Raw genomic sequence first — 20320 nt, 5'->3', positions numbered from 1 at the left:
GTGGGCGTCGGCGCTGCGGCCCGGTCAGAGCTTCAGCACAGTCGCGTCGGCGGTTGCGGCGGCCATGTCGGCATGGGCCTGGATCTGCCGCGCCAGCGCGTCGATGCGCCGGATCTGTGCGTCGGCGGCGGCTTCCTCGCGCAGGTTGACGACGAAAAAGTCGGTCGCCCCCATGTCGAACCGCCGCCGTTCGGCGGCTGCCATCGCGCTTGCCCGGTCGGCCTCGTCGCTCGCCAGCCCGGCGATCCGCGCCGATGCGCCGATGGCGATGCTGATCGCATCGATCTGGGCGACGATCTGTTCGCCCAGCGCCTGGCCGCGCCGGCGGAAGGCGTCGATTTCCGCCTCGGTCTGCATCAGCCGGCCGCGCGCCGCGCGGTTCTGCAGCGGGACGCGCAACGTCAGGCCAAGCTTGCTTTCGGTGCCGTCGAACGACCGCCCGCCCGCGCCGATCTCGCCGATATCGCGTGATACCTCGACCGCCACGTCGAGCCGGGGCAGCAGCTGGTTGCGGTCAAGCGCCAGCCGCTCGCGCGCCAGGCTCAGCCGCAGCTCCAGATTGCGCAGGTCGGGCCGCTGCACCAGGCCAGAGCGCGGATCGACCGGCAGCGGCAGGGGTGCTGGCAGCGCATCGGGCAGCCGCGCGACATCGGCCAGCATCGGCCGCCCATCGGCATTGCGCCAGAACAGCGACAGATTATTGGCCGCCACCGCCAGCGCCTGTTCGGCCTGGGTGACGAAGGACTGACGCCTCAGGATATTCTGTTCATTCTCGGTCAGGATGATCCGCGGCCGCAGCCCCTCGGCCACCGCGCGCTGAAAGCCGCGCTGCCGTTCCTGCGCCAGCGCCAGCAGGTCGCGGAAGATGCGCAGCCGCTGCCCGGCGACCACCCAGGCGTTATAGGCCTCGATCGCCCGCGCCTGGACGCCGATGGCGATCATCAGCCGTTCGGCATCGGCCAGTTCGATCTCGCCCTCGGCCAGCGTGCGGCCGAAGCGGCGTTCGTCGATGATCCGGTCGCGCAGCAGCGCGAATACCGCCCCGACCTTGAACTCGCCCAGCTCGTTGGTGAACTTCTCATTCTCATAGGTCGGAAAGCGCCCGCCCGACACGCGGTAGCTGCCATAGACATTGCCGCCATTGGTCTGCAGCGGCTGGGTGATCTTCGATTCCAGGTAGCGGCCGTCGTAAAAGCCCGACAGGCGGGTGTCGGCGCTGGCCGCAAACAGCGTGTCGAACGCGCCTTCGACCGACAGCCGCCGCCCTTCGGCGACGCGCACCCGTGCCAGCGCCTCGAGGATCTGCGGCTGGTGCTGGCGCGACGCCTCAAGCACCTCGTCGAGCGTCAGCGGCCCGCTGGCCGGCGGCGGCGTGACCGGGCCGGCGGCGACCGGTGGCAGCGGCGCGATCATCTGCGCGGGGGCCGGGCCGGCGACCAGCACCGCACCCAGCGCACCGCTCAGCAGCCACAGCCGCATCCGGCCTTGCGCGTTATTTCGCCTCATCGGCCTCTTCCGAAGTGCCGCGCGCCACGTCCATGATGTTGTCGCCCGGACGCTGGAACTGCAGCGGGAAGTCGTTGAGCAGACGCCACAGCTCGAACCCGACCTTGACCGTATCCATCATCACCCAGCCGCGCACCTTGGCGCCCAGCCGGACGAACGGCTCGCGCGGCCAGGGGCGGCGATCGGGCGCTTCCTCGACCAGCACGCGGAACAGCCCGTTGGGCGACGCATTGACGTCGAGCGCGAACACCCGCCCGTCGAACATGCCCTGCGCGACCGAGGGCCAGCCGCTGAACTGGATCGCCGGCCAGCCTTCAAACTCCAGCCTGACCCGCCGGCCCGGCCGTACCAGCGGCACGTCGCGGCCATCGATGTAAAGCTCGACCACGCGCGGGCTGTTCTCGACCGCAAAGGTCGCCAGCACCTCGCCGGCCTTGACCATCGTCGCATTGTCCGCGCCCAGGATCTTCATCACCCGCCCGTCGCGCGGCGCGCGCACGATCTGCACCGCCTGGCGGTTGAGCTTGATGTCGATCCCGTTGATCGATGCCTGTTTCTCGGCGATTTTCGCCTGATAATCGGCGACCTTGATCTGTGCGAGTTCATAGTCGCGCCGCGCCATCAGCCCTTCGCGGTAGAGCTGGCCCATGCGGTTGACGTCAAGCTGGGCGACGCGCATCGCCTGCTGCGCGGCCGCGATCTCGGCTTCCGCCTGGCGGCGTTCGGCGCGGATGCGGTCGAGCAGCATCGGATCATTGTCGACGATCTGGACGATCGGATCGCCCTTCTTGACCAGCTGTGCGTCCTTGACGAACCAGCGTTCGACCCGGCCGGGCACCAGCGCGGTGATGTTCTGCACCCGGTCGCGCGGATCAAGCGCGATCACCGTGCCCACGCCCTGCGCGGTCTGCACCCAGGGAACGGTGAGCATGAAGATGATGCTGCCGACGATTGTGATCATCAGCATGATGGCCAGGTTGCGCATCGGGCGCGGCACACCGATCCCGCTCAGCGTGGTGAAATGGCTCATATGCTCGGCGCGAAACGGCATCAGCGGTCCTCCATCGCGCCGGCCCGCAGCGCGTCGAATGTGGCGCGGTCGGTCGTGATCGTCTGGGCGTTGCGGCCGAGCCACAGAAACCCGTCAAGCGCCACATGCTCCGGGCGGTTCGAGAAATAGATGAGGGTGACCGGCTTGTCGCGCAGATGGTCGAACACCTGCGCCAGCCGTTCGACCGGCATCATGTCGTAAAGCCCCGACAGCACCAGGATGCGCGGCTCGGACAGCAGCGCCCCGGCAAGCTTCAGCTGCATCGTCTCCTCGATCGACAGCGGCCAGCCGGTCGAGGACAGCAACGTGTCCATGCCCTGCGGCATTTCGGCGATGCGCTGGTCAAGCCCGACCAGCTTCAGCAGCTCAAGCGTGCGCACCGGATCGCGCGGCGCGCGCGACAGGCCCAGATAGTCGCGGATCGTGCTTTCCACGATCGTCGGCCGGTTGAGGACGATCACCTCGCTGCGCAGCTGATAGACGTCGAAATCGTTGATGTCCGCGCCGCCCACGGTGATCATGCCGCCAATGGGCGCGAAATGATGCTTGAGCAGGCTCGAGAACTGCCGCTCCATCCCCGGCGCCGCGGCCGCGACCAGCCGGCTCGACGGCGTGATTTCAAGGTCGAGCCGCGCCTCGGTATTGCCAAGATCGACCCGCACGCCGCGAAAGGCGAGCGCGCCCGAGGGCGGCCGTTCCTGGGTGAAGCGATCGGGAATGCGCTCCTGCGGAATGTCGCGGAACAGCGACAGTTCCTCCAGCCCCGCCACCATGTCGTAAAAGGTGTCGAGATAGGGGCCGAGCGAGGCGGCGCCGTAGAAAATGCCCGACATGATCAGTTCGGCGGCGACCAGCTGGCCGATCGACAGCTGGTTCTGGATGACCAGCCAGCCGCCCAGCGCGAGCAGCCCGGCGCTCGCCACCGCATAGAGGACGAGCAGCGCCACGGTCTGCGGGAAGGCGTAGTGGAAATGCCGGCGATGCGCATCGACATAGGCCGCGGTGCGCGCCTCGGTCTGGTCCATCGCATAATCGAGGTGACGGCTCGATTTGTAGAAGCCGTTCGATCCGCCCAGGCTCTCAAGCCAGTGGGCGAGCGCATATTTCTTGTGGCTTAGTTCGACGACCGACGTCATCGCGCCGCGCGCCCAGAGCTGCCAGATCACCCACAGCACCAGGATGAACAGCAGGTTGAAGGCGAGAAAGAACGGGTGGTAAAACGCCGTGACGATGAACCCCACGGTCGATTGCAGCACGATCGTGAACCCGCCGATCAGCAGCGACGGCATCGATTTCTGCATCGTCACGATGTCGAAATAGCGGTTGAACAGATCGTCGCGCCGTTCATCGGCGAAATACGGGTTCTGGGCATGGACGGCGCGCAGCGTGATGTCGGCCACCATCCGCGCCATGAACCGTCGCCGGAACAGCTCCATGATATATTTGGCGAGCGCGCCGAGCAGCGCCGAGATCAGCAGCAGCGTCAGCAGCACCAGCGCCAGCGTGAACAGCGGCACCGGCAGCGCGAGATTGGCGATCGAGTTGACCAGCAGCTGGACGGAAATCGGGATCGCGAGCGAAAGCAGCCCGACGCCGATGCCATAGATGATCACCAGCGAGAAATAGGGGTTGTCCGGACCCAGAATGGGCCTTGCCCAGCGGATCACGTCGCTCAGTCGAACAGTCGTCGGTGCGGCCATTATGTTTCCCGAAGCGAAAAAGGGTCGCCTGCCGCGCGGCAGCTAGCGATCCCGCGTGATTGGATCAAATCGCAAATTATTGCCGATGTGATAGGAAAAGCCTATCATGTCATCACCTCGCCGATGGTGGTAACGATATCGGCAAGCCGCTGAAAGGCCGTTGCGCGCCCGGCGCTGCGCCGCCACACCAATCCCAGATCGCGGTAAAGCGGCCCCCAGGCGAGCGGCCGGGTCGTCACATCGTCGGTGTCGCGGATCTCGGAGCGGACATAGAGCGCCGGCAGCAGGGCAAGGCCCATGCCCATGCCGGCCATCTGGCGCACCGCATCGAGGCTGGTCCCTTCATAATCGCGCAGCACCACCGCGCCCACATGTTCGCCGAGCGCGCGGATCTGGTCGGTCAGCCGATATTGCGGCGACAGCGTCAGCAGCTCGCGCCCGGCGAGCATCGCGGGCACGATTTCGTCATGCACGGTCAGCGGATCGTCGGTCGCCATCGTCAGGATCAGCGGCTCGCGGAACAGCGTGCGGACGACGAAATCATCGCCGCTGATCGGCAGCTGGGCGAGCAGCACGTCATGCGTGCCGATCGCCAGATCGCGCAGCAGTTCGTCCGGATTGCCCTCGCGCACATGCAGCCTCAGCCCCGGATGGTCGCGGTGCAGCCGGGCGACGACCTGCGGCATCAGATAGGGGCCGGTGGTCGGCGACGCGCCGAAGCGGATCGTGCCGGTCAGTCCGTCGGGATCGGCAAGGGTGATGTCCGACAGGCCCCTGACATCGGCGAGGATCGTCCGGGCGCGGGTGAGGATCTCGCGGCCGATGGGGGTAAGGAAGGCGGCACCGCCGCCGCGTTCGACAAGCGGGCAGCCGAGCTGCGCTTCGAGCAGCTGGATCTGCGCGGACAGCGAGGGCTGGCTGACCCCGATGCGGTCGGCGGCGCGGCGGAACGATCCGGCCGCGGCCAGCTCCGCGAAATAATGCAGCTGGCGGATGGTGACGCCTGGGATGGCCATGATCCCCCCGATTGGGCTTTCATCGCTGAAGGTGCCGCATTAGGGCAGGGACATGGCCGATGTCCAACGCCCCGATGCCGCCCCGCCGCCGATCATCCGCCGCGCGGATTATGTGCCGCCCGCCTGGCGCGTTCCCGAGGTCGCGCTCGATTTCATGCTGGATGCCGACGAGACCTGGGTGCGGGCCACCCTGTCGGTGGTGCGCGCGGACAGCGGGGCGGGGATGCCGCTCGCGCTTGATGGCGGCGGGCAGAAGCTCGTCTCGCTGCGCGTCGATGGCGTGCCCGCCACGTGGCGGACCGACGGCGACCGCATCCTGATCGACCTGCCGGGCAATGCCCACCGGATCGAGACCGAATGCGTGATCCACCCGGCGACCAATACCCAGCTGATGGGGCTTTACGCCTCGGGCGGGCTGCTGTGCACCCAGTGCGAGGCGGAAGGTTTTCGGCGCATCACCTTCTTCCCCGACCGGCCCGACATTCTCAGCCGCTATACGGTGCGGATGGAGGCTGACCGGGCGACCTATCCGGTGCTGCTGGCCAATGGCGACCGCATCAATGGCGGCGACCTGCCGGGCGGTCGCCACTGGGCGCAGTGGCGCGACCCGTTCCCCAAGCCCAGCTATCTGTTCGCGCTGGTGGCTGGCGATCTGGCGGTCAATCGCGACCGGTTCATCACCCGCTCGGGGCGCGGGGTCGATCTGGGCATCTGGGTGCGCGAGGGCGATTTGCCGCGCACCGGCCATGCGATGGCGGCGCTCAAGGCGTCGATGGCGTGGGATGAACGCGTCTATGGCCGCGAATATGATCTGAGCGTGTTCAACATCGTGGCGGTTGCCGATTTCAACTTCGGCGCGATGGAGAATAAGGGCCTCAACATCTTCAACTCGCGCTATATTCTGGCCGATCCCGAAACCGCGACCGATGCCGATTACGACGCCGTCGCCGGTGTCGTCGCGCATGAATATTTCCATAATTGGTCGGGCAACCGCGTCACCTGCCGCGACTGGTTCCAGCTGTCGCTCAAGGAAGGCTTCACCGTCTTTCGCGACCAGCAATTCTCCGCCGACCAGGGGTCGGCGGCGGTCAAGCGGATCGAGGATGTCCGGCTGCTGCGCGCCGCCCAGTTTCCCGAGGATGGCGGGCCGCTTGCCCATCCGGTGCGGCCCGACAGCTATATCGAAATCTCCAACTTCTACACGGCGACCGTCTACAACAAGGGTGCCGAGCTCATTCGCATGATGGCGACCATGCTGGGCTGGGACCGGTTCCGGCGCGGCTGCGACCTGTATTTCGACCGCCATGACGGACAGGCGGTGACGTGCGAGGATTTCGTCCGCGCGATCGAAGAGGGCGGGGAGGCCGACCTGTCGCGCTTCCGCCTGTGGTACAGCCAGGCCGGCACGCCGCGCGTGACCGCGACGCTCGACCATCACGGCACGGCGGCGACGCTGCGCCTGACGCAGAGCCTGGCCGCCACGCCGGGCCAGCCGGTCAAGCAGCCCATGCCCATTCCGCTCAGGGTGGCGCTGTTCGGGGCGGAAACCGGCCGGCGGCTGGGCGAGGAACGGCTGATCGTGCTTGAGGATGCGGCGGCCGAAATCCCGTTCGAGGGGCTGGCCGAGCGGCCGGTGCTGTCGATCAACCGCGGCTTTTCCGCGCCGGTGATCGTCGAGACGACGCGCCCGGCCGCCGATCTGGCGCTGCTGTCGGCGCATGATGATGATCCGTTCGCGCGGTATGAGGCGCTGCAGCAGCTGATGCTCGATACGATCCTTGCCGATCTGCAAGGGCGCATCGATCACGCCCCGGTGATTGCCGCGATGCGCGACGTGCTGGGCGATGCGGCGCGCGATCCGGCCTTTGTCGCCGAAGCCGTGCTGCCGCCGAGCGAGGCCTTTGTCGGCGATCATCTGCCCGCGATCGACCCGGAGGCCGTGCATGCCGCGCGCGAGCGGCTGCGCGCGGCGATCGGCGGCGCGCTGGTCGATGACTGGCGCGGGCTGCACGACCGGCTGAAGGCCGGGGCTTATGAACTCACACCGGCGGCCAAGGGCGGGCGGCGGCTGAGGACGATCGCGCTCAGCTATATGTTCGCGGCGGGTGCGGCGGATGCGGCGGCGCGCGCCTGGGCGCAGTTCGAGGCTGCCGACAACATGACCGACCGGCAGGGGGCGCTCGCGGCGCTGGCGAGCAGCGATGCGGCGGAACGGCCACGGGCGCTGGCGGCGTTTTACGACCGCTATCGCGGCGATGCGCTGGTCATCGACAAATGGTTTTCCACCCAGGCGCTGTCGACGCGGCCCGATACGCTCCGGGCGGTGATCGCGCTCGCCGCGCATCCGGATTTCACGCTCGCCAATCCCAACCGCGTGCGGGCGCTGATCGGGGCGTTCGCCGCCAATCAGCGTGCCTTTCACCAGGCCGATGGGCAGGGCTATCGCTTTGTCGCTGACATGATCCTGGCGCTCGATCCGATCAACCCGCAGACCGCCGCGCGCATGGTGCCGCCATTCGGCCGCTGGCGGCGGTTCGATCCCGACCGGGCGACGCTGATGACCGCCGAGCTGAACCGCATCCTCGCCGTGCCCGGCCTGTCGCGCGACGTGTTCGAACAGGTGAGCAAAAGCCTCGCCTGACCAGCCTGTGCGGCTGACCGGTCCGGCTCAGCGATGCGCGTTCAGGGCCGGGTGGGGGGATCGTCCTTCAGCCAGTCGGCGACCTGCCCGGCCAGATCGTTGGCGGCGCGGTTGAGCGCCGGGCCGACGCTCTGGCCGTCGATCCGCGCCAGCGGCATGCGCGCGATGAAGCGGCGGGTGCGCAGCCCCGCCGGTCCCATCGCCTCGGCATCGAACTGCACGACCGCCGCGCGGCCTTCGCCATCGACGCCGAACTCGCTCAGCTGACCGCCCAGGCGCAGACCGGGATCGGCGGCGAACTGGCGCGGGTCGAGCACCGCCCGCCCGGTGCGCGCGGCGATCACCTCGCCCAGCAGGCGGCGGAACAGCCGGTTGGGCGGCTCCACCCAGTGCGCGTCCTTGACATAGGCGATCTCGGTCGCGCTGGCCTGCACCGGCACGCGCGTGGTCTGGAGCTTGGCGGGCACCAGCGGCATCATGATGGTGATCGCCGTGCCCGGCGCGACCGGCCCGCCCGGACCGGCGGGGGCGCTGTCGGTCGCAGCCAGGGTCAGCAGCCGCGCGGGCGGCTCCTCGCCCAGGCTGATGCAGCCGGCAAGGCCTGCGAACAGGGCGAGGGCGAAAAGCGGGCGCGTGGCGGTCATGCGGTCAGCGTCCTTCATAATCGGGGAGTTTGCGCGGGCCGACCAGCGACCCCGCGCCGCCGCTGTTCAGGCGTTCGGCAACGCCGTTCAGCCCTTCGGACAGGTCGCGCAGGTCGCGGACCAGCAGGCCGATTTCGGGGATGGTGCGGTTGGAAAAGGTCTGCAGGCCGGGCCGCGCATCGGCGATGGCGGCATCGACGCTGTCGAGCGTCCCGCGCGTGCGCGCCACCGTGCTGCGCAGTTCGGCCAGCAGCGGCCGGCCCTGTTCGTCGAGCAGCTGGTTGGTCGTGCCGGCCAGCCGCCCGATCTCCTCGGCGGCCTTGCCGGCCTGGGCAACGGCCACCCGCGTTTCAGCGAGCGTCGCGGCGATTTCGGGGCCGCGATCCGCGAGCGAACCCGACAGCCGGTCGACATTGCGCAGGATGTTGCCGATCGATTTCTGGTTCTGGTCCGACAGCGTCTCGGTCAGCCGCTCGGTCAGGGTCGACAGCCGCTCGAGCAGCTGCGGCGCGGAGTTGAGCAGCGCACCCAGCCCACCCGGCTTGGTCGGGATCACCGGCGCACCGGCGGGGCCGTTTTCGGTGATCGGCGGCGCGCCCTTTTTCGCGCCTTCGAGCAGCAGCGTCGAAACGCCGGTAAAGCTGCCCTGGATGCTTGCCGTGGTGCCGAGCAGGATCGGCACGTCTTCGGCAATCGAGATGCGGACGCGGACGAAATCCGGGTCCTGTTTCCAGATGCGGATATCCTGCACCTGGCCGACCGGCACGCCCGAAAAGCTGACCGCCGAGCCCTGTGCCAGCCCTTCGACCGACTGCTTGAAGAAGATGTCGTAAACCTTGCGTCCGCCGTCAGACACCCGCGCCAGCCAGATCGTGAACACGGCGACCGCGAGCAGCAGGATCAGCACGACCGAGCCGACCAGGATATGGTTGGACCGGGTTTCCATCAGCCTTTGTCCTTATCCCGAACATGGTCGCCGCCGCCCGCCGGGTGCGCCGTCACTGCCGCCGCCGCCTGCCGCCCACGCGGACCGTTGAAATATTCCTGGATCCATGGATGGTCCATGGCCAGCAGTTGATCGATCGTCCCGACCGCGATCACATGCCGGTCGGCAAGCACCGCGACGCGGTCGCAGATCGCATAAAGCGTGTCGAGATCATGGGTGATCAGGAACACGGTCAGCCCCAGCGTGTCGCGCAGCGACAAAGTGAGTTCGTCGAACCGTGCCGCGCCGATCGGGTCCAGCCCCGCCGTCGGTTCGTCAAGGAACAGCAATTCGGGATCGAGCGCGAGGGCGCGGGCAAGGCCTGCGCGCTTTTTCATGCCCCCCGACAGTTCGGCCGGATATTTCGGCCCGGCTTCGGGCGACAGGCCCGACATGACGATCTTGTAGGCGGCGATCTCGTCAAGCAGCTGCGGGCTCAGCCCAGGATAGAATTCGCGGATCGGCAGCTGAATGTTTTCCGCGACCGTCAGCGTCGAAAACAGCGCCCCGCCCTGGAACAGCACGCCCCAGCGCTTGCGGATGTCGAGCAGCGCGTCGTCGCCCGCGCCCGTAACCGGCACGCCCAGCACCTCGACCTCGCCGGCCTCGGGCTGCTGCAGCCCGATGATCGAGCGCATCAGCACCGATTTGCCGGTGCCCGATCCGCCGACAACGCCCAGAATCTCGCCCCGGCGCACCTCCAGGTCCAGCTGGTCATGCACGACCTGCGGGCCGAAGGCGGTGCGCAGCCCCCTGACGGAGATGACCGGCGGCGCGCTCATATCCAGCCGATCCGCTCGAAAAAGACGGCGAAGAACGCGTCGAGGACGATGACGAGGAAGATCGCCTGCACGACGGCGGCGGTCGTGCGCAGCCCGACCTGTTCGGCATCGCCCTTGACCTGCATCCCCTGGAAACAGCCGGTCAGGGCGACGATCGCGCCGAACACCGGTGCCTTGACCAGCCCGACCCACAGATCGGTCATCGGCACGACCTCGCGCAGCCGCTGGACGAAGGTGATCGGCGGAATGTCGAGCGACACCCAGCAGAACAGCCCGCCGCCGATGATCGCGACCACCGACGAATAAAAGCCGAGCAGCGGCATCATCACCACCGCCGCCAGCACGCGCGGCAGCACCAGCGCCTCCATCGGCGACACGCCGATCGTGCGCATGGCATCGACCTCCTCGGTCAGCTTCATCGTACCGAGCTGCGCGGCAAAGGCGGACCCGGAGCGGCCGGCGACCATGATCGCGGTCATCAGCACACCCAGTTCGCGCAGCGTGATGCGGCCAATGAGGTTGATGGTCAGAAACTCCGCCCCGAACTGGGCGAGCTGGACCGAACCCTGCTGCGCGATGACGATGCCGATCAGCACGCTCATCAGCCCGATGATGCCGAGCGCGGCGACGCCCACCACCTCGAACCGCTGGACGACGGCATGCCAGCGGAACCGGCGCGGGTGACGCAGCACCGATCCCAGCGCGCTGATCATCGCGCCGAAAAAGGCGAGCAGCCCCAGCAGCGTCCGCCCGGCCTGGGCGGTCGCGGTGCCGATTTCCTCAAGCACGCGGAAAAACGGGGGCAGGGGATCGGGCCGGCATTTGACCGGCTGGTGCGCCTCGGCCACCGTTTCGATCAGCCGCGCGGCATCGGCGCTTGCCCCGGCGACCGCCGCACCGCTGGCGGCTGCGAACCGGTGGATCACCCATGCCCCGACCGTGTCGATCCGGGTGATCGCCGACAGGTCGAGCCGGTCGACCGGACCCCCAATTGCCGCCAGCCGTTCGGGCAGGTCGCCCAGCCCGCCCAGGGTCAGCGCGCCGTTCAGCCGCACGATCCGTCCGTCGGCTGCGTCGATCAGGTCGAAACCACCGGGGACGGGATCGGCTGGCGCGTTCATCCTGCCTCTAGTCGGTCAATATGCCTGCCGGGGCAAGACTCTCCGGGCCGGGCGCGCCATGTCGCCCGGCCCGGACGCACGATCAGATCGCGGCGAGCGCCTGATCGAAATCGGCGATCAGATCGTCCGGATCCTCGACCCCGATCGAGATCCGCACCAGATTGTCGGTAATGCCCAGCGCCTGCTTGCGTTCCTCGGGCACCGACAAATGGGTCATGCCCGCCGGGTGGCTGGCCAGCGTCTCGGTGCCGCCCAGGCTGACCGCGAGCTTGGCGATCTTGAGCGCGTCGAGGAACCGGAACGCCTCCGCCTCGCCGCCCTTCAGGAACAGCGAGAAGGTCGAGCCCGCGCCGGTGCAGTGCCGCTTGTAGATATCGGCCTGCCGGTCGCCCTCCAGAAAGCCCAGATAGCCGACATGGTCGACCTTGGGATGGTCGCGCAGGAACGCGCACACCCGCGCGGCATTTTCCCCGGCGCGCGTCATGCGCAGCTCCAGCGTTTCAAGGCTGCGCAGCAGCATCCAGGCGGTGTTGGGATCGGTGATCGTGCCGATGGTGTTGCGCATCATGCGGATGGGATCGATCAACGCCTTGCGGCCAAGCACGCCCCCCGCGACCAGATCGCTGTGGCCGCCGGCATATTTGGTCAGCGAATAGACGACCAGATCGGCCCCGTGCTTGAGCGGCTGGTGCCACAGCGGGCCGAGAAAGGTGTTGTCGATGGCAATCGGCGGCGCATCCGGCCCGGTGCCGAAAATCGCGTCGCGGCTGGCCTTGACCGCTTCGACATCGACCAGCGCGTTGGTCGGGTTGGCCGGGCTTTCCAGATAGATGAGCGCCACACGCCCGGTCGCGGCCTTGCTCAGCACCGCGTCGATCTCGGCCCGCGTCGCGCCCGCCGGGAAATCGAGGAAATGCACGCCGAAGCGGCCGAGCACGCGGGCGATCAGCGTTTCGGTCGCCGCATAAAGCGGGCCGGAATGGACGATGGTGTCGCCGGGGCGGACCATCGACAGGAACAGGGTCGCGATCGCCGACATGCCCGAGGAAAAGGTCAGCGCCTCTTCGGCGTCTTCCCAAACGCTCAGCCGGTCTTCGAGGATTTCCTGATTGGGGCCGTTGAAGCGCGAATAGACAAGCCCTTCCGCGCCGCCCGGGCGCTTGCCGGTCACGCCCTCGAAATGGCGTTTGCCGGCGGCCGCATTCTCGAACACGAAGGTCGAGGTGAGGAAGATCGGCGGCTTCAGCGAGCCTTCCGACAGCATCGGGTCATAGCCATGGCCCATCATCAGCGTCGACGGCTTGAGCTTGCGGCCGTTGATGGTGTCGATCGGCGGCTTGGGCTTGCGGCGGGGCGTCGCGCCCGACAGCTCGGCTTCGGTTTCGGTTGCGGACATGGGATTCGTCTCCAGGGCGGATGTCTGTTGTTGCCCGCGCTTTAGCCGGACAAAGCCCGGCTTGTCGAAGCCCAAGCGAAACTTTCAGTCCCGGACCCCGGCGGCAAGGCCGATCAGCGCGATCTGGCGGCCATAATCGGGCGCGCCCTGATGGGTTGCACGGCGGAAGCTGAAAAACCGGTCGGCATCGGCATAGGTGTCGAGGCCCAGCGCCGCGATGCGGCCAATCCCTGCCGCTGCCAGCCGCGCGACCAGATAGGCTTCAAGGTCGAACTGGCAATGGCCGGGCCGGCCGCTGGCGAAAAACCGTTCGTTCGCGGGATCTTCGGCCTCGAAACGGCGGGCGAAATCCTCGTCCACCTCATAGGAGGCGCGCGCGATGGTCGGGCCGATGGCGGCAATGATCCGCTCCGGCACCGCACCCAGCGCGACCATCGCGGCGACCGTCCGGTCGGTCACCCCGGCAAGCGCGCCTTTCCACCCGGCATGGGCGGCCCCGACCACCCCCGCTGCCGGGTCGGCGAGCAGCACCGGCGCGCAATCGGCGGTGACGATGCCGAGCAGCAGCCCCGGCCGGTCGGTCACCAGCGCATCGGCGCGCGGCCGTTCCGCCTCGGCCCAGGGCTGGTCGACGCGCACGCAATCGGCCGAATGGATCTGATAGAGCGACACGATCGGCGCGCCGGGCAGCACCGCCGCCGCCGCCCGCCGCCGGTTTTCCGCGACCGCCGCCGGATCGTCGCCGGTGCCAAGCCCGGCGTTCAGCCCGGCGACCGGCCCGGTCGACACGCCGCCCAGGCGGCCGAAAAAGCCGTGCGGGACCGCCCCCAGCTGGTCGGCGCGGATCGGCACGGGGCCATCATCGGGGGCGGGGCAGAGATCGTCATCAGGCAAGATCCAGCTGGTAGAGGCGGTCTTCGTCCTCATGCGCGCCGACCATGAAGCTGTAGCGGCCGATATCGGCAAAGCCATAGCGCTGGTAGAAACGCTGGGCGCGGTGATTGTCGACAAACACCGACAGATAGAGCTGCGGGGCCCCGGCGGCGCGGGCGGTGGTGATGGTCCAGTCCATCAGCGTCTGGGCGACGCCCTGGCCGTGCCAGGGTGACAGGACGTAAAGCTGGCGCAGCTCCATCGCGCGCGGATCGGCATTTTCGACCGGCAGGGTACGCGGGCCGAGCTTGGCAAAGCCGATGATGCGTCCGTCGACCGCTGCGATCCGGAACGACAGCGCCGGATCATGCAGCTGGGCCGGGATGCCGGTGTCCGGCCCGAAGGCGGCGGCGCAGAAAGCGTCGAGATCCTCGGGCCGGTAAAGATGCCCGAAGGTTTCGACAAAGCTTGTCCGTGCCATCTCGGCCAGCTCCGGCCCGTCGGCGATGGTGGGGGTGCGGTAGAGGATCATCGGGGCGGCTCGGCCTTCAGAACGCGGCGGGCTGTGGCCAGGCCGGCGCGGTCAGCGCCAGCGCCTTGAACAGCGTGCCCATCTGGCCGGCATCGGTCAGCCGCATCCGCGCGGTGGCAATCTCCTCGGCGCGGGCGGGCTGGGCGGCGGTGAGTGCGGCTGCACGCGCGCCGATCCCCAGCCGGTCGAGCAGCACGCCCTGATCGACCGGGCCGAAGGCGCGCGCGCCCTCGGCCACCGCCGCTTCGGCCAGGGTCGCGAAATCGACATGGGCGGTCAGGTCACGCTCACCCGGATCTTCGAACGGATTGGCATAGGCATGGGCCTTGAGCGCCTGCACCGTGTCGCCGACCGCCGGCCCTTCATAGCCATAATCGACGATCAGCGCCGCGCCGCCCTGATCGGCCAGCCGCCGCGCCAGCCGCCGGGCGATGTTGACGCTGGCCGGCGAGGTTTCGATCACGCTGCCCGGCGGCGCATCGGCAAGATGGGCGGGGATCAGCGCGTCGAGCGGCGGGCCGCCCGCCACCGGCACGAACAGGGGATGCGCCCAGGCCACGCGCCGCTCGCGCCAGCCCGCTGCCGTGCGGATCAGCTGGCGCACCGGCAGCGCGTCGAAAAACTCGTTGGCGACGATCAGCAGCGGCCGGTCGGCGGGCAGCGCGTCGACATCGTCATGCCTGGTCGCACCGGGCACGCGCGCGCGCTGCGCCGCTGCCAGCACCGGGCTGGTTTCGACGAAATGGACAGGCGGGGTCAGCCCGGCACGCGCCATGGCGCGCAGCGCATCGGCGGCCAGCGTCCCCCGGCCGGGCCCCAGTTCGACATAATGCACATCGGGGCGACCCGCCCGGTCCCACAGATCGGCCAGCCACAGGCCGATCAGTTCGCCGAACATCTGGCTGATTTCGGGCGCGGTGGTGAAATCGCCCGCCGCGCCCAGCGGATCGCGCGTGGCATAATAATAGCGGTTGGCGGCGGCCATGAAGTCGGCGACCGGAATGGGGCCGTTGACCGCGATCGCCGCCGCGATCGCATCCGCGCAGGTCAGGGGGCTTGTCGACACCAGGCCCCCTAGAGCATTTTCAATCCGGGTGGAATCACCCGGCGCCCTGCACAACGCCCCGGATCAAAAGGCTGGAGCGGCCGATCCGGCAGCCGCTCCAGACCCGCGATGCCCGGAAAGCCGGGCCTGCGCTCAGGCGAAACGCACCCGTGTCGCCCGGCGGCGCAAGCCCAGCCCGACCAGCGCGAAGCCGCTGATCATCATCGCCCAGCTCGACGGTTCCGGCACCACGCCGACCGCGTCCGCACCGCTGACGCGGAAGGAATAGAGCGTGGTGGGGATCAGCGACTGTCCTGCCGGGCAGGCGGCGCCGATCTGGACAAGGGTAAAGCTGCCGCCCGGGCCGCTGGTGCACACGTCGAAGCGTTCGGTGCTGCCATCGGGCTGGTTGACCGACATGTCATTGTCGGTGATCAGGATCATGTTCAGGCTGCCATCGGCAAGCTGGCGGCCGAACGTCAGCCCCTCAAGCTTCTCGCCGGCCACATTGTTCGGCCCGATGGCGGCGGCCACGTCCAGATAGAGCGACTTCTGCACCGGGACCACCCCCGCCGGCAGGTCGTTGGTGCCGGCAAGGCTGACCCCCGACACATCGGTCGCCCCGTCAAGGCGGATGCGGTAGACGCGCTTGGACCCGACCGGCAGCGCCGCTGTCGGATCGGCTTCGCCAAGGCCGCGATTGTCGCGCTCGATCAGCAGGAAGCTGCCATCAGCGAGCGCGGTGATCGACGACACGCCGATGTTGCGGCCCTGCGCAGTCGCGCCGAAATCATTGGCGGTGCCGGGGATGCGCGCATTGATGTCGTCGCGGGATTCGAGCTGGTAGATGAACTGGCGCAGCGGCTCGCCGCTGTCCACGTCATATTCGACGATGCGGACATTGCGGCTGCGGCGGCCGTCGCCCCCCGATCCTTCGCCGACCAGCGGGTCCTGCAGCACCGCATAGGCGCGGGTGCCGTCGGGCGACAGGGTCAGCCCTTCATAACCGCGATTGTCCTGCCGACCGGAAACAATGGTGCCGCGCCCGGCGACATAGTCGATCGTCCCGTCGCTGCGCCGCGGGATCAGATTGGCCGGCGGGGTGAAGGCGCGGATGAACACGCCGTTCGGGCTGAACTCATAGAGCGACGGACCATATTCGTCGGCGAGCAGGAAATTGCCATTGGCGCGCCGCGTCAGCCCTTCCGGGTCGAACGACAGGCCGAGGACCGACGGATTGCCGTTGAGCAGCCCCGGATTCTTCCCGTTGAAGAACTGGCCGTCGGCGCGGCTGAGCAGGGTGGTCGAAACCAGCTGGAACCCCCGGATCGCGCCGCTGTTCGCATCGATGTCGAGCTTGAAGCCCTGGATGCGCGGCGTGAAATCGAGCACGCCGCCGCCCGGGCCGCGGTCGGCGACGCCGAAATAGGTGTCGGACGCGCTGTCATAGAACAGGTCGGATCCGAACGCGCCCAGCCGGCTGTCGGTCGCCGATCCGCCCAGCCCGGACAGGTCGGTCGCATCGCCCGCCACGGTGAAGGCGCGGCCGTCCGTGCCCGGCACGAACGTGATCGCGGCATGGGCCGCCACAGGCAGCAGCATGGAAAGCGCGGTCGCAACCGCCAACTGGCCGAATCGCATCGGATGACACCCCTGAAATGGTTAACCCCGGCAAGAGGCAGACCAGTCTGGCGTGACGCCGCCGTTAACGATTTGTGAAGGATGTGCGACGCCCGTGGATGCGAAGCGGGGCTGTCGGGTGGGGCAGGCGTCAGGCGCCGGCTTTGGCGCCGCCGTTCATCCCGCCCTTCACGCCCGGTCCGCGCAGCGCGGTCAGCACCAGATAGAGGCCGACCGCGATCATCGGCACCGACAGCGTCTGCCCCATCGTCATGCCCCAGGGCAGGTTTTCCAGCCCCTGATCGGGCTGGCGCACGCGCTCAAGCGCGGTGCGCGCCAGCGCATAGCCGAGCAGGAAACAGCCGGCGATCAGCCCTGGCCGGTGGCGCGCGCCGGTTTTCCAGAACAGCCACCAGAGCAGCGCGAACAGCGCCAGCCCTTCAAGCCCGGCCTCGTAAAGCTGGCTCGGGTGGCGCGGCTCCGGCCCGGCGCGGGGGAAGATGATCGCCCAGGCGACATCGGTCGGCCGGCCCCACAGCTCGCCATTCACGAAGTTCGCGAGCCGCCCGAAGAACAGGCCAAACGGCACGCACATGGCCACATAATCGAACGTGCCCCTGAAGCTCAGCCGGGCGCTGCGCAGATACAGGGTGACCGCGACGATCACCCCGATCAGCCCGCCATGGAACGACATGCCGCCTTCCCACAGCTTGAGCACATCCATCGGGTTGGACAGGATTTCGGGGCGGTAGAAGAACACATAGCCCAGCCGCCCGCCCAGGATGATGCCGAGCGTCACATAGAACACCAGATCATCGGCATGGCGGCGGGCCATCGGCGCGCCGGGTTCGCCCAGCAGCCGGATCAGATACCACCAGCCCAGCATGATGCCCGCGATATAGGCCAGCGAATACCATTTGATGGTGAAGAACCCCAGATCGACCGCCACCGGATCAAGGCCGAGCGAATCGAAGTTGAGATACGCGCCGGAAGCGGCAAGAAGATGCAGGATCAAGGCTTTCCCCGAACGGTTTGCGCCTTCATAGTGAGGCATCCGGGAAAGCCCAACGAGAAAGAGGAGAGAGACAGAGATATGGCGTCCGCGCTCGACACCCGCATCGATCAGATCATGGCCGCTCTGACCGGGGAGGGCGGGATGCTGCCCCTTGGCCGGCACGAAAAGGACGGATTGTCCTATCCGGTGATCGCGTCGGCGCCGCCCGCCCTGCCGCATTATTTCGCGCATTTCTGCGCCCAGCATGGCGACAAGGATTTCCTGGTCTGCGGCGATGAGCGGCTGAGCTTTACCCAGGTCTATGGGCAGGCGCGCGCGGTTGCCGGGGCGCTGGTTGCGGGCTGGGGCGTCAAGCCGGGCGATCATGTCGGCATCGCCGCGCGCAACGCGCCGGCCTGGATCGTGCTCTATATGGGCGTGCTGATGGCCGGCGGCGTCGCGACGCTGCTCAATGGCTGGTGGCAGGGGCCGGAACTGGCCCATGCGCTCAAGGACAGCGACACCGGCCTGGTGCTTGCCGATCCGCCGCGCGCCCGCCGGCTTGAGGGCCAGGATCATGGTGCGCGTGTGGTGACCGTCGATGTCGGCCTGCCGATTGCAGACGCGCTGGCGCCGCTGCTTGCAGCCGGCGGCGGGGCGGACACGCCGCTGCCCGAAATCAGCGGCGACGACATCGCGACCATCCTGTTCACCTCGGGCTCGACCGGCCAGTCCAAGGGCGCGATTTCGACCCACCGGTCGGTCGTGCAGGGGGTGTTCAACTATCTTGCCCAGACGCTGATTTCGCTCAACCTGATGATGCAGGACGGCCAGGCCCCGACGCTGCAGCCGGCGACCCTGCTCAACGTGCCGCTGTTCCATGTCACCGCCGAGGTGCCGGTGATGCTGCAGAGCTTCGCCATGGGCCGCAAGCTCGTGATCATGGCGAAATGGGACGCCGAGGAGGCGATGCGCCTGATCGAGCGCGAAAAGGTGACCTATTTCGTCGGCGTGCCGCTGATGAGCTACGAGATTCTGACCCATCCGAACCGCAGCCAATATGACCTGTCATCGGTGATGGACATGGCGGCCGGCGGCGCGCCGCGCCCGGTCGAGCATGTCAAGCGGATCAACGACGAAATGGGCGGGGCCAAGCCGCTGATCGGCTATGGCCTGACCGAGACCAACGGCGTGGGCTGCGGCAACTTCCGCGACAATTACCTCGCCAAGCCGAACAGCACCGGGCGCGCATCCTTCCCGCTCGTCGAGCTGGCGATCATGGACGATGCCGGCCAGCCCCAGCCCCAGGGCGCGCGCGGCGAGGTGTGCATCCGTTCGATCTGCAACTTCGAGGGCTATTACAAGAACCCCGAAGCGACGGCGGCGGCATTTACCGCCGACCGCTTCTTCCGCACCGGCGACATCGGCTATCTGGACGAGGACGGCTATCTGTTCATCGTCGACCGCAAGAAGGACATCATCATCCGCGGCGGCGAGAATATCAGCTGCCAGGAGGTCGAGGCCGCGATCTACGAGCATAAGGGCGTTGCCGAAGCGGCGGTGTTCGCGCTTCCCGATCCGCGCTTCGGCGAGGTGCCGGGGCGGTCGTCTATCCGCGTGCGGGCGAGACGCTGACCGCAGAGGCGCTGACCGCATTCCTCGAACCCCGGCTGGCGGCGTTCGAGATCCCGGCGCGCATCTGGATCGTCGCCGAACCGCTGCCCAAGCTTGGCACCGAGAAGATCGACAAGGTCAGCATCCGTGCCCATTTCCGCGCCGAGGTCGCGCGGAGCGCAGCCGCATGATGCGCGTGGCGGCAATGCTGGCGGCGGGCCTGCTCGCCGCCGGCTGCGCCGTCGAGGACGGCGACCGGGCGGGCGCGGGTGGTCAGTCCGCCGGGGGTGGAAACTCTGTCACGGCGGCTCCTCCCCCGGCCGCTTTTGTCGGGCGCTGGCGCAGCGACGCGCCCGCCACCTTTGCCGGTGAAGGCTATCGCACCGAAACCAGTGGCGGGGAGACCGAATATCGCGCCGATGGCAGCCTCAGCTACCGCGCCCGGCTGGCGATTTTCGGTGAGCGGCTGCCAGCGGGCGGCCTGCCCTTCACCGTGCGCGCGACCGGTGAATGGCGGCTGGCCGATGGCATTCTGACCGAGCGTCTGGCCAAGGTCGATGTCACCCCGGAGCCGGGCTATGCCGGACTGGCCGCGCTCACCGCCGATCTGGCGCGCGACATCGCGGCGCGCCCGCCCGCGCGTGCCGATCTGGTGCTGATCGAGGGCGGGCGCATGACATTGCGCGACCGTGCGACCGGTCGGGTCGCCGCCTATCGGCGGATCGACGGCGCGCCGGGATCGGGCGCGGTCTTGTCCGGCCTTGGCGCAACCGGCCCGGGCGCGACCGGCGGGTGATGCG

15 protein-coding genes and 3 pseudogenes are annotated in these 20320 nt (G+C 68.2%); 3 read left to right on the top strand and 15 right to left on the bottom strand.

Translation table 11 applies throughout. The features are described 5' to 3' along the window. Nucleotides 1–24: 24 nt before the first annotated feature. The 4 genes from GVO57_RS12000 to GVO57_RS11985 form a co-directional block, all read right to left on the bottom strand. Nucleotides 25–1506 (bottom strand): TolC family protein, encoded by a 1482-nt coding sequence (locus GVO57_RS12000; protein WP_233281368.1) that lies wholly within the window; start codon nt 1504–1506, stop codon nt 25–27. Continuing rightward, nucleotides 1493–2557, bottom strand: coding sequence for an efflux RND transporter periplasmic adaptor subunit (locus tag GVO57_RS11995; RefSeq protein WP_160593331.1), 1065 nt, complete (start codon nt 2555–2557; stop codon nt 1493–1495). The genes GVO57_RS12000 and GVO57_RS11995 overlap by 14 nt, the downstream gene beginning before the upstream one ends. Next, the gene (locus GVO57_RS11990; RefSeq protein WP_160593330.1) at nt 2557–4257 is read right to left on the bottom strand and encodes an ATP-binding cassette domain-containing protein; all 1701 of its coding nucleotides are present in this window, start codon (nt 4255–4257) and stop codon (nt 2557–2559) included. Before GVO57_RS11990 ends, GVO57_RS11995 begins: the two co-directional genes overlap by 1 nt. Before the next feature lie 104 nt (nt 4258–4361). Then, on the bottom strand, nt 4362–5273 hold the full coding sequence (locus GVO57_RS11985) for a hydrogen peroxide-inducible genes activator (protein ID WP_160593329.1): 912 nt from the start codon (nt 5271–5273) through the stop codon (nt 4362–4364). 52 nt (nt 5274–5325) lie between these two features. Here GVO57_RS11985 and pepN point away from each other — a divergent pair, with 52 nt between their 5' ends. Further along, entirely contained in the window at nt 5326–7914 is a 2589-nt protein-coding gene (gene pepN, locus GVO57_RS11980; RefSeq protein WP_160593328.1) for an aminopeptidase N, read from the top strand. A 41-nt stretch (nt 7915–7955) separates the two neighbouring features. Here the strand turns inward: pepN and GVO57_RS11975 are convergent, their stop codons facing one another. The 11 genes and pseudogenes from GVO57_RS11975 to lgt all read right to left on the bottom strand — a co-directional run bounded on the left by GVO57_RS11975 (nt 7956) and on the right by lgt (nt 17966). Further along, complete coding sequence (locus GVO57_RS11975) at nt 7956–8558, bottom strand: ABC-type transport auxiliary lipoprotein family protein (protein WP_160593327.1); 603 nt, start codon at nt 8556–8558, stop codon at nt 7956–7958. Nucleotides 8559–8562: 4 nt separating this feature from the next. Further along, nucleotides 8563–9504, bottom strand: a complete 942-nt coding sequence (locus tag GVO57_RS11970; protein WP_160593326.1) for an MlaD family protein — start codon at nt 9502–9504, stop codon at nt 8563–8565. Further along, the gene (locus GVO57_RS11965; RefSeq protein WP_160593325.1) at nt 9504–10325 is read right to left on the bottom strand and encodes an ABC transporter ATP-binding protein; all 822 of its coding nucleotides are present in this window, start codon (nt 10323–10325) and stop codon (nt 9504–9506) included. Before GVO57_RS11965 ends, GVO57_RS11970 begins: the two co-directional genes overlap by 1 nt. Continuing rightward, on the bottom strand, nt 10322–11446 hold the full coding sequence (locus GVO57_RS11960) for an ABC transporter permease (RefSeq protein WP_160593324.1): 1125 nt from the start codon (nt 11444–11446) through the stop codon (nt 10322–10324). Before GVO57_RS11960 ends, GVO57_RS11965 begins: the two co-directional genes overlap by 4 nt. Nucleotides 11447–11528: 82 nt before the next feature. Continuing rightward, on the bottom strand, nt 11529–12842 hold the full coding sequence (locus tag GVO57_RS11955) for a cystathionine gamma-synthase family protein (RefSeq protein ID WP_160593323.1): 1314 nt from the start codon (nt 12840–12842) through the stop codon (nt 11529–11531). 84 nt (nt 12843–12926) lie between these two features. Then, on the bottom strand, nt 12927–13769 hold the full coding sequence (gene pgeF, locus GVO57_RS11950) for a peptidoglycan editing factor PgeF (RefSeq protein ID WP_160593322.1): 843 nt from the start codon (nt 13767–13769) through the stop codon (nt 12927–12929). After that, nucleotides 13729–14247, bottom strand: a complete 519-nt coding sequence (locus GVO57_RS11945; protein ID WP_160593321.1) for a GNAT family N-acetyltransferase — start codon at nt 14245–14247, stop codon at nt 13729–13731. Before GVO57_RS11945 ends, pgeF begins: the two co-directional genes overlap by 41 nt. A 16-nt stretch (nt 14248–14263) precedes the next feature. Further along, entirely contained in the window at nt 14264–15232 is a 969-nt protein-coding gene (locus tag GVO57_RS11940) for a class I SAM-dependent methyltransferase (RefSeq protein ID WP_160593993.1), read from the bottom strand. Nucleotides 15233–15445: 213 nt separating this feature from the next. After that, nucleotides 15446–15547, bottom strand: a pseudogene (locus GVO57_RS15655) (PEPxxWA-CTERM sorting domain-containing protein); the annotation flags it as partial. Between the two features lie 225 nt (nt 15548–15772). Next, nucleotides 15773–16894, bottom strand: a pseudogene (locus GVO57_RS15100) (esterase-like activity of phytase family protein); the annotation flags it as partial. Between the two features lie 169 nt (nt 16895–17063). Next, nucleotides 17064–17966 carry a prolipoprotein diacylglyceryl transferase gene (gene lgt, locus GVO57_RS11930; protein WP_160593319.1) on the bottom strand — a complete coding sequence of 301 codons (903 nt, stop codon included), beginning with the start codon at nt 17964–17966 and terminating at the stop codon, nt 17064–17066. A 39-nt stretch (nt 17967–18005) separates the two neighbouring features. Between lgt and GVO57_RS11925 the strand changes: the two are divergent. Beyond that, nucleotides 18006–19711, top strand: a pseudogene (locus GVO57_RS11925) (class I adenylate-forming enzyme family protein). Beyond that, nucleotides 19708–20316, top strand: coding sequence for a hypothetical protein (locus tag GVO57_RS11920; RefSeq protein ID WP_233281366.1), 609 nt, complete (start codon nt 19708–19710; stop codon nt 20314–20316). The pseudogene GVO57_RS11925 and the gene GVO57_RS11920 overlap by 4 nt, the downstream one beginning before the upstream one ends. Nucleotides 20317–20320 lie beyond the last annotated feature (4 nt).

Origin of the sequence: Sphingomonas changnyeongensis, from assembly GCF_009913435.1 — a bacterium.
Taxonomy (GTDB): domain Bacteria; phylum Pseudomonadota; class Alphaproteobacteria; order Sphingomonadales; family Sphingomonadaceae; genus Sphingomonas_B; species Sphingomonas_B changnyeongensis.
Note: the sequence above shows the minus strand (reverse complement) of the source record. Positions and strands in the feature narration are given on the sequence as shown.

What these genes read in the sequence shown, in the direction of transcription:
- GVO57_RS11945 (WP_160593321.1), bottom strand. Translation starts at nt 14,247, where the DNA reads ATGATCCTCTACCGCACCCCCACCATCGCCGACGGGCCGGAGCTGGCC.
- GVO57_RS11990 (WP_160593330.1), bottom strand. Translation starts at nt 4,257, where the DNA reads ATGGCCGCACCGACGACTGTTCGACTGAGCGACGTGATCCGCTGGGCA.
- GVO57_RS11970 (WP_160593326.1), bottom strand. Translation starts at nt 9,504, where the DNA reads ATGGAAACCCGGTCCAACCATATCCTGGTCGGCTCGGTCGTGCTGATC.
- GVO57_RS11975 (WP_160593327.1), bottom strand. Translation starts at nt 8,558, where the DNA reads ATGACCGCCACGCGCCCGCTTTTCGCCCTCGCCCTGTTCGCAGGCCTT.
- GVO57_RS11960 (WP_160593324.1), bottom strand. Translation starts at nt 11,446, where the DNA reads ATGAACGCGCCAGCCGATCCCGTCCCCGGTGGTTTCGACCTGATCGAC.
- GVO57_RS11985 (WP_160593329.1), bottom strand. Translation starts at nt 5,273, where the DNA reads ATGGCCATCCCAGGCGTCACCATCCGCCAGCTGCATTATTTCGCGGAG.
- GVO57_RS11995 (WP_160593331.1), bottom strand. Translation starts at nt 2,557, where the DNA reads ATGCCGTTTCGCGCCGAGCATATGAGCCATTTCACCACGCTGAGCGGG.
- GVO57_RS11920 (WP_233281366.1), top strand. Translation starts at nt 19,708, where the DNA reads ATGATGCGCGTGGCGGCAATGCTGGCGGCGGGCCTGCTCGCCGCCGGC.
- lgt (WP_160593319.1), bottom strand. Translation starts at nt 17,966, where the DNA reads ATGCCTCACTATGAAGGCGCAAACCGTTCGGGGAAAGCCTTGATCCTG.
- GVO57_RS11955 (WP_160593323.1), bottom strand. Translation starts at nt 12,842, where the DNA reads ATGTCCGCAACCGAAACCGAAGCCGAGCTGTCGGGCGCGACGCCCCGC.
- GVO57_RS12000 (WP_233281368.1), bottom strand. Translation starts at nt 1,506, where the DNA reads ATGAGGCGAAATAACGCGCAAGGCCGGATGCGGCTGTGGCTGCTGAGC.
- GVO57_RS11940 (WP_160593993.1), bottom strand. Translation starts at nt 15,232, where the DNA reads ATGGCCGCCGCCAACCGCTATTATTATGCCACGCGCGATCCGCTGGGC.
- GVO57_RS11965 (WP_160593325.1), bottom strand. Translation starts at nt 10,325, where the DNA reads ATGAGCGCGCCGCCGGTCATCTCCGTCAGGGGGCTGCGCACCGCCTTC.
- pgeF (WP_160593322.1), bottom strand. Translation starts at nt 13,769, where the DNA reads ATGAGGACGAAGACCGCCTCTACCAGCTGGATCTTGCCTGATGACGAT.
- pepN (WP_160593328.1), top strand. Translation starts at nt 5,326, where the DNA reads ATGGCCGATGTCCAACGCCCCGATGCCGCCCCGCCGCCGATCATCCGC.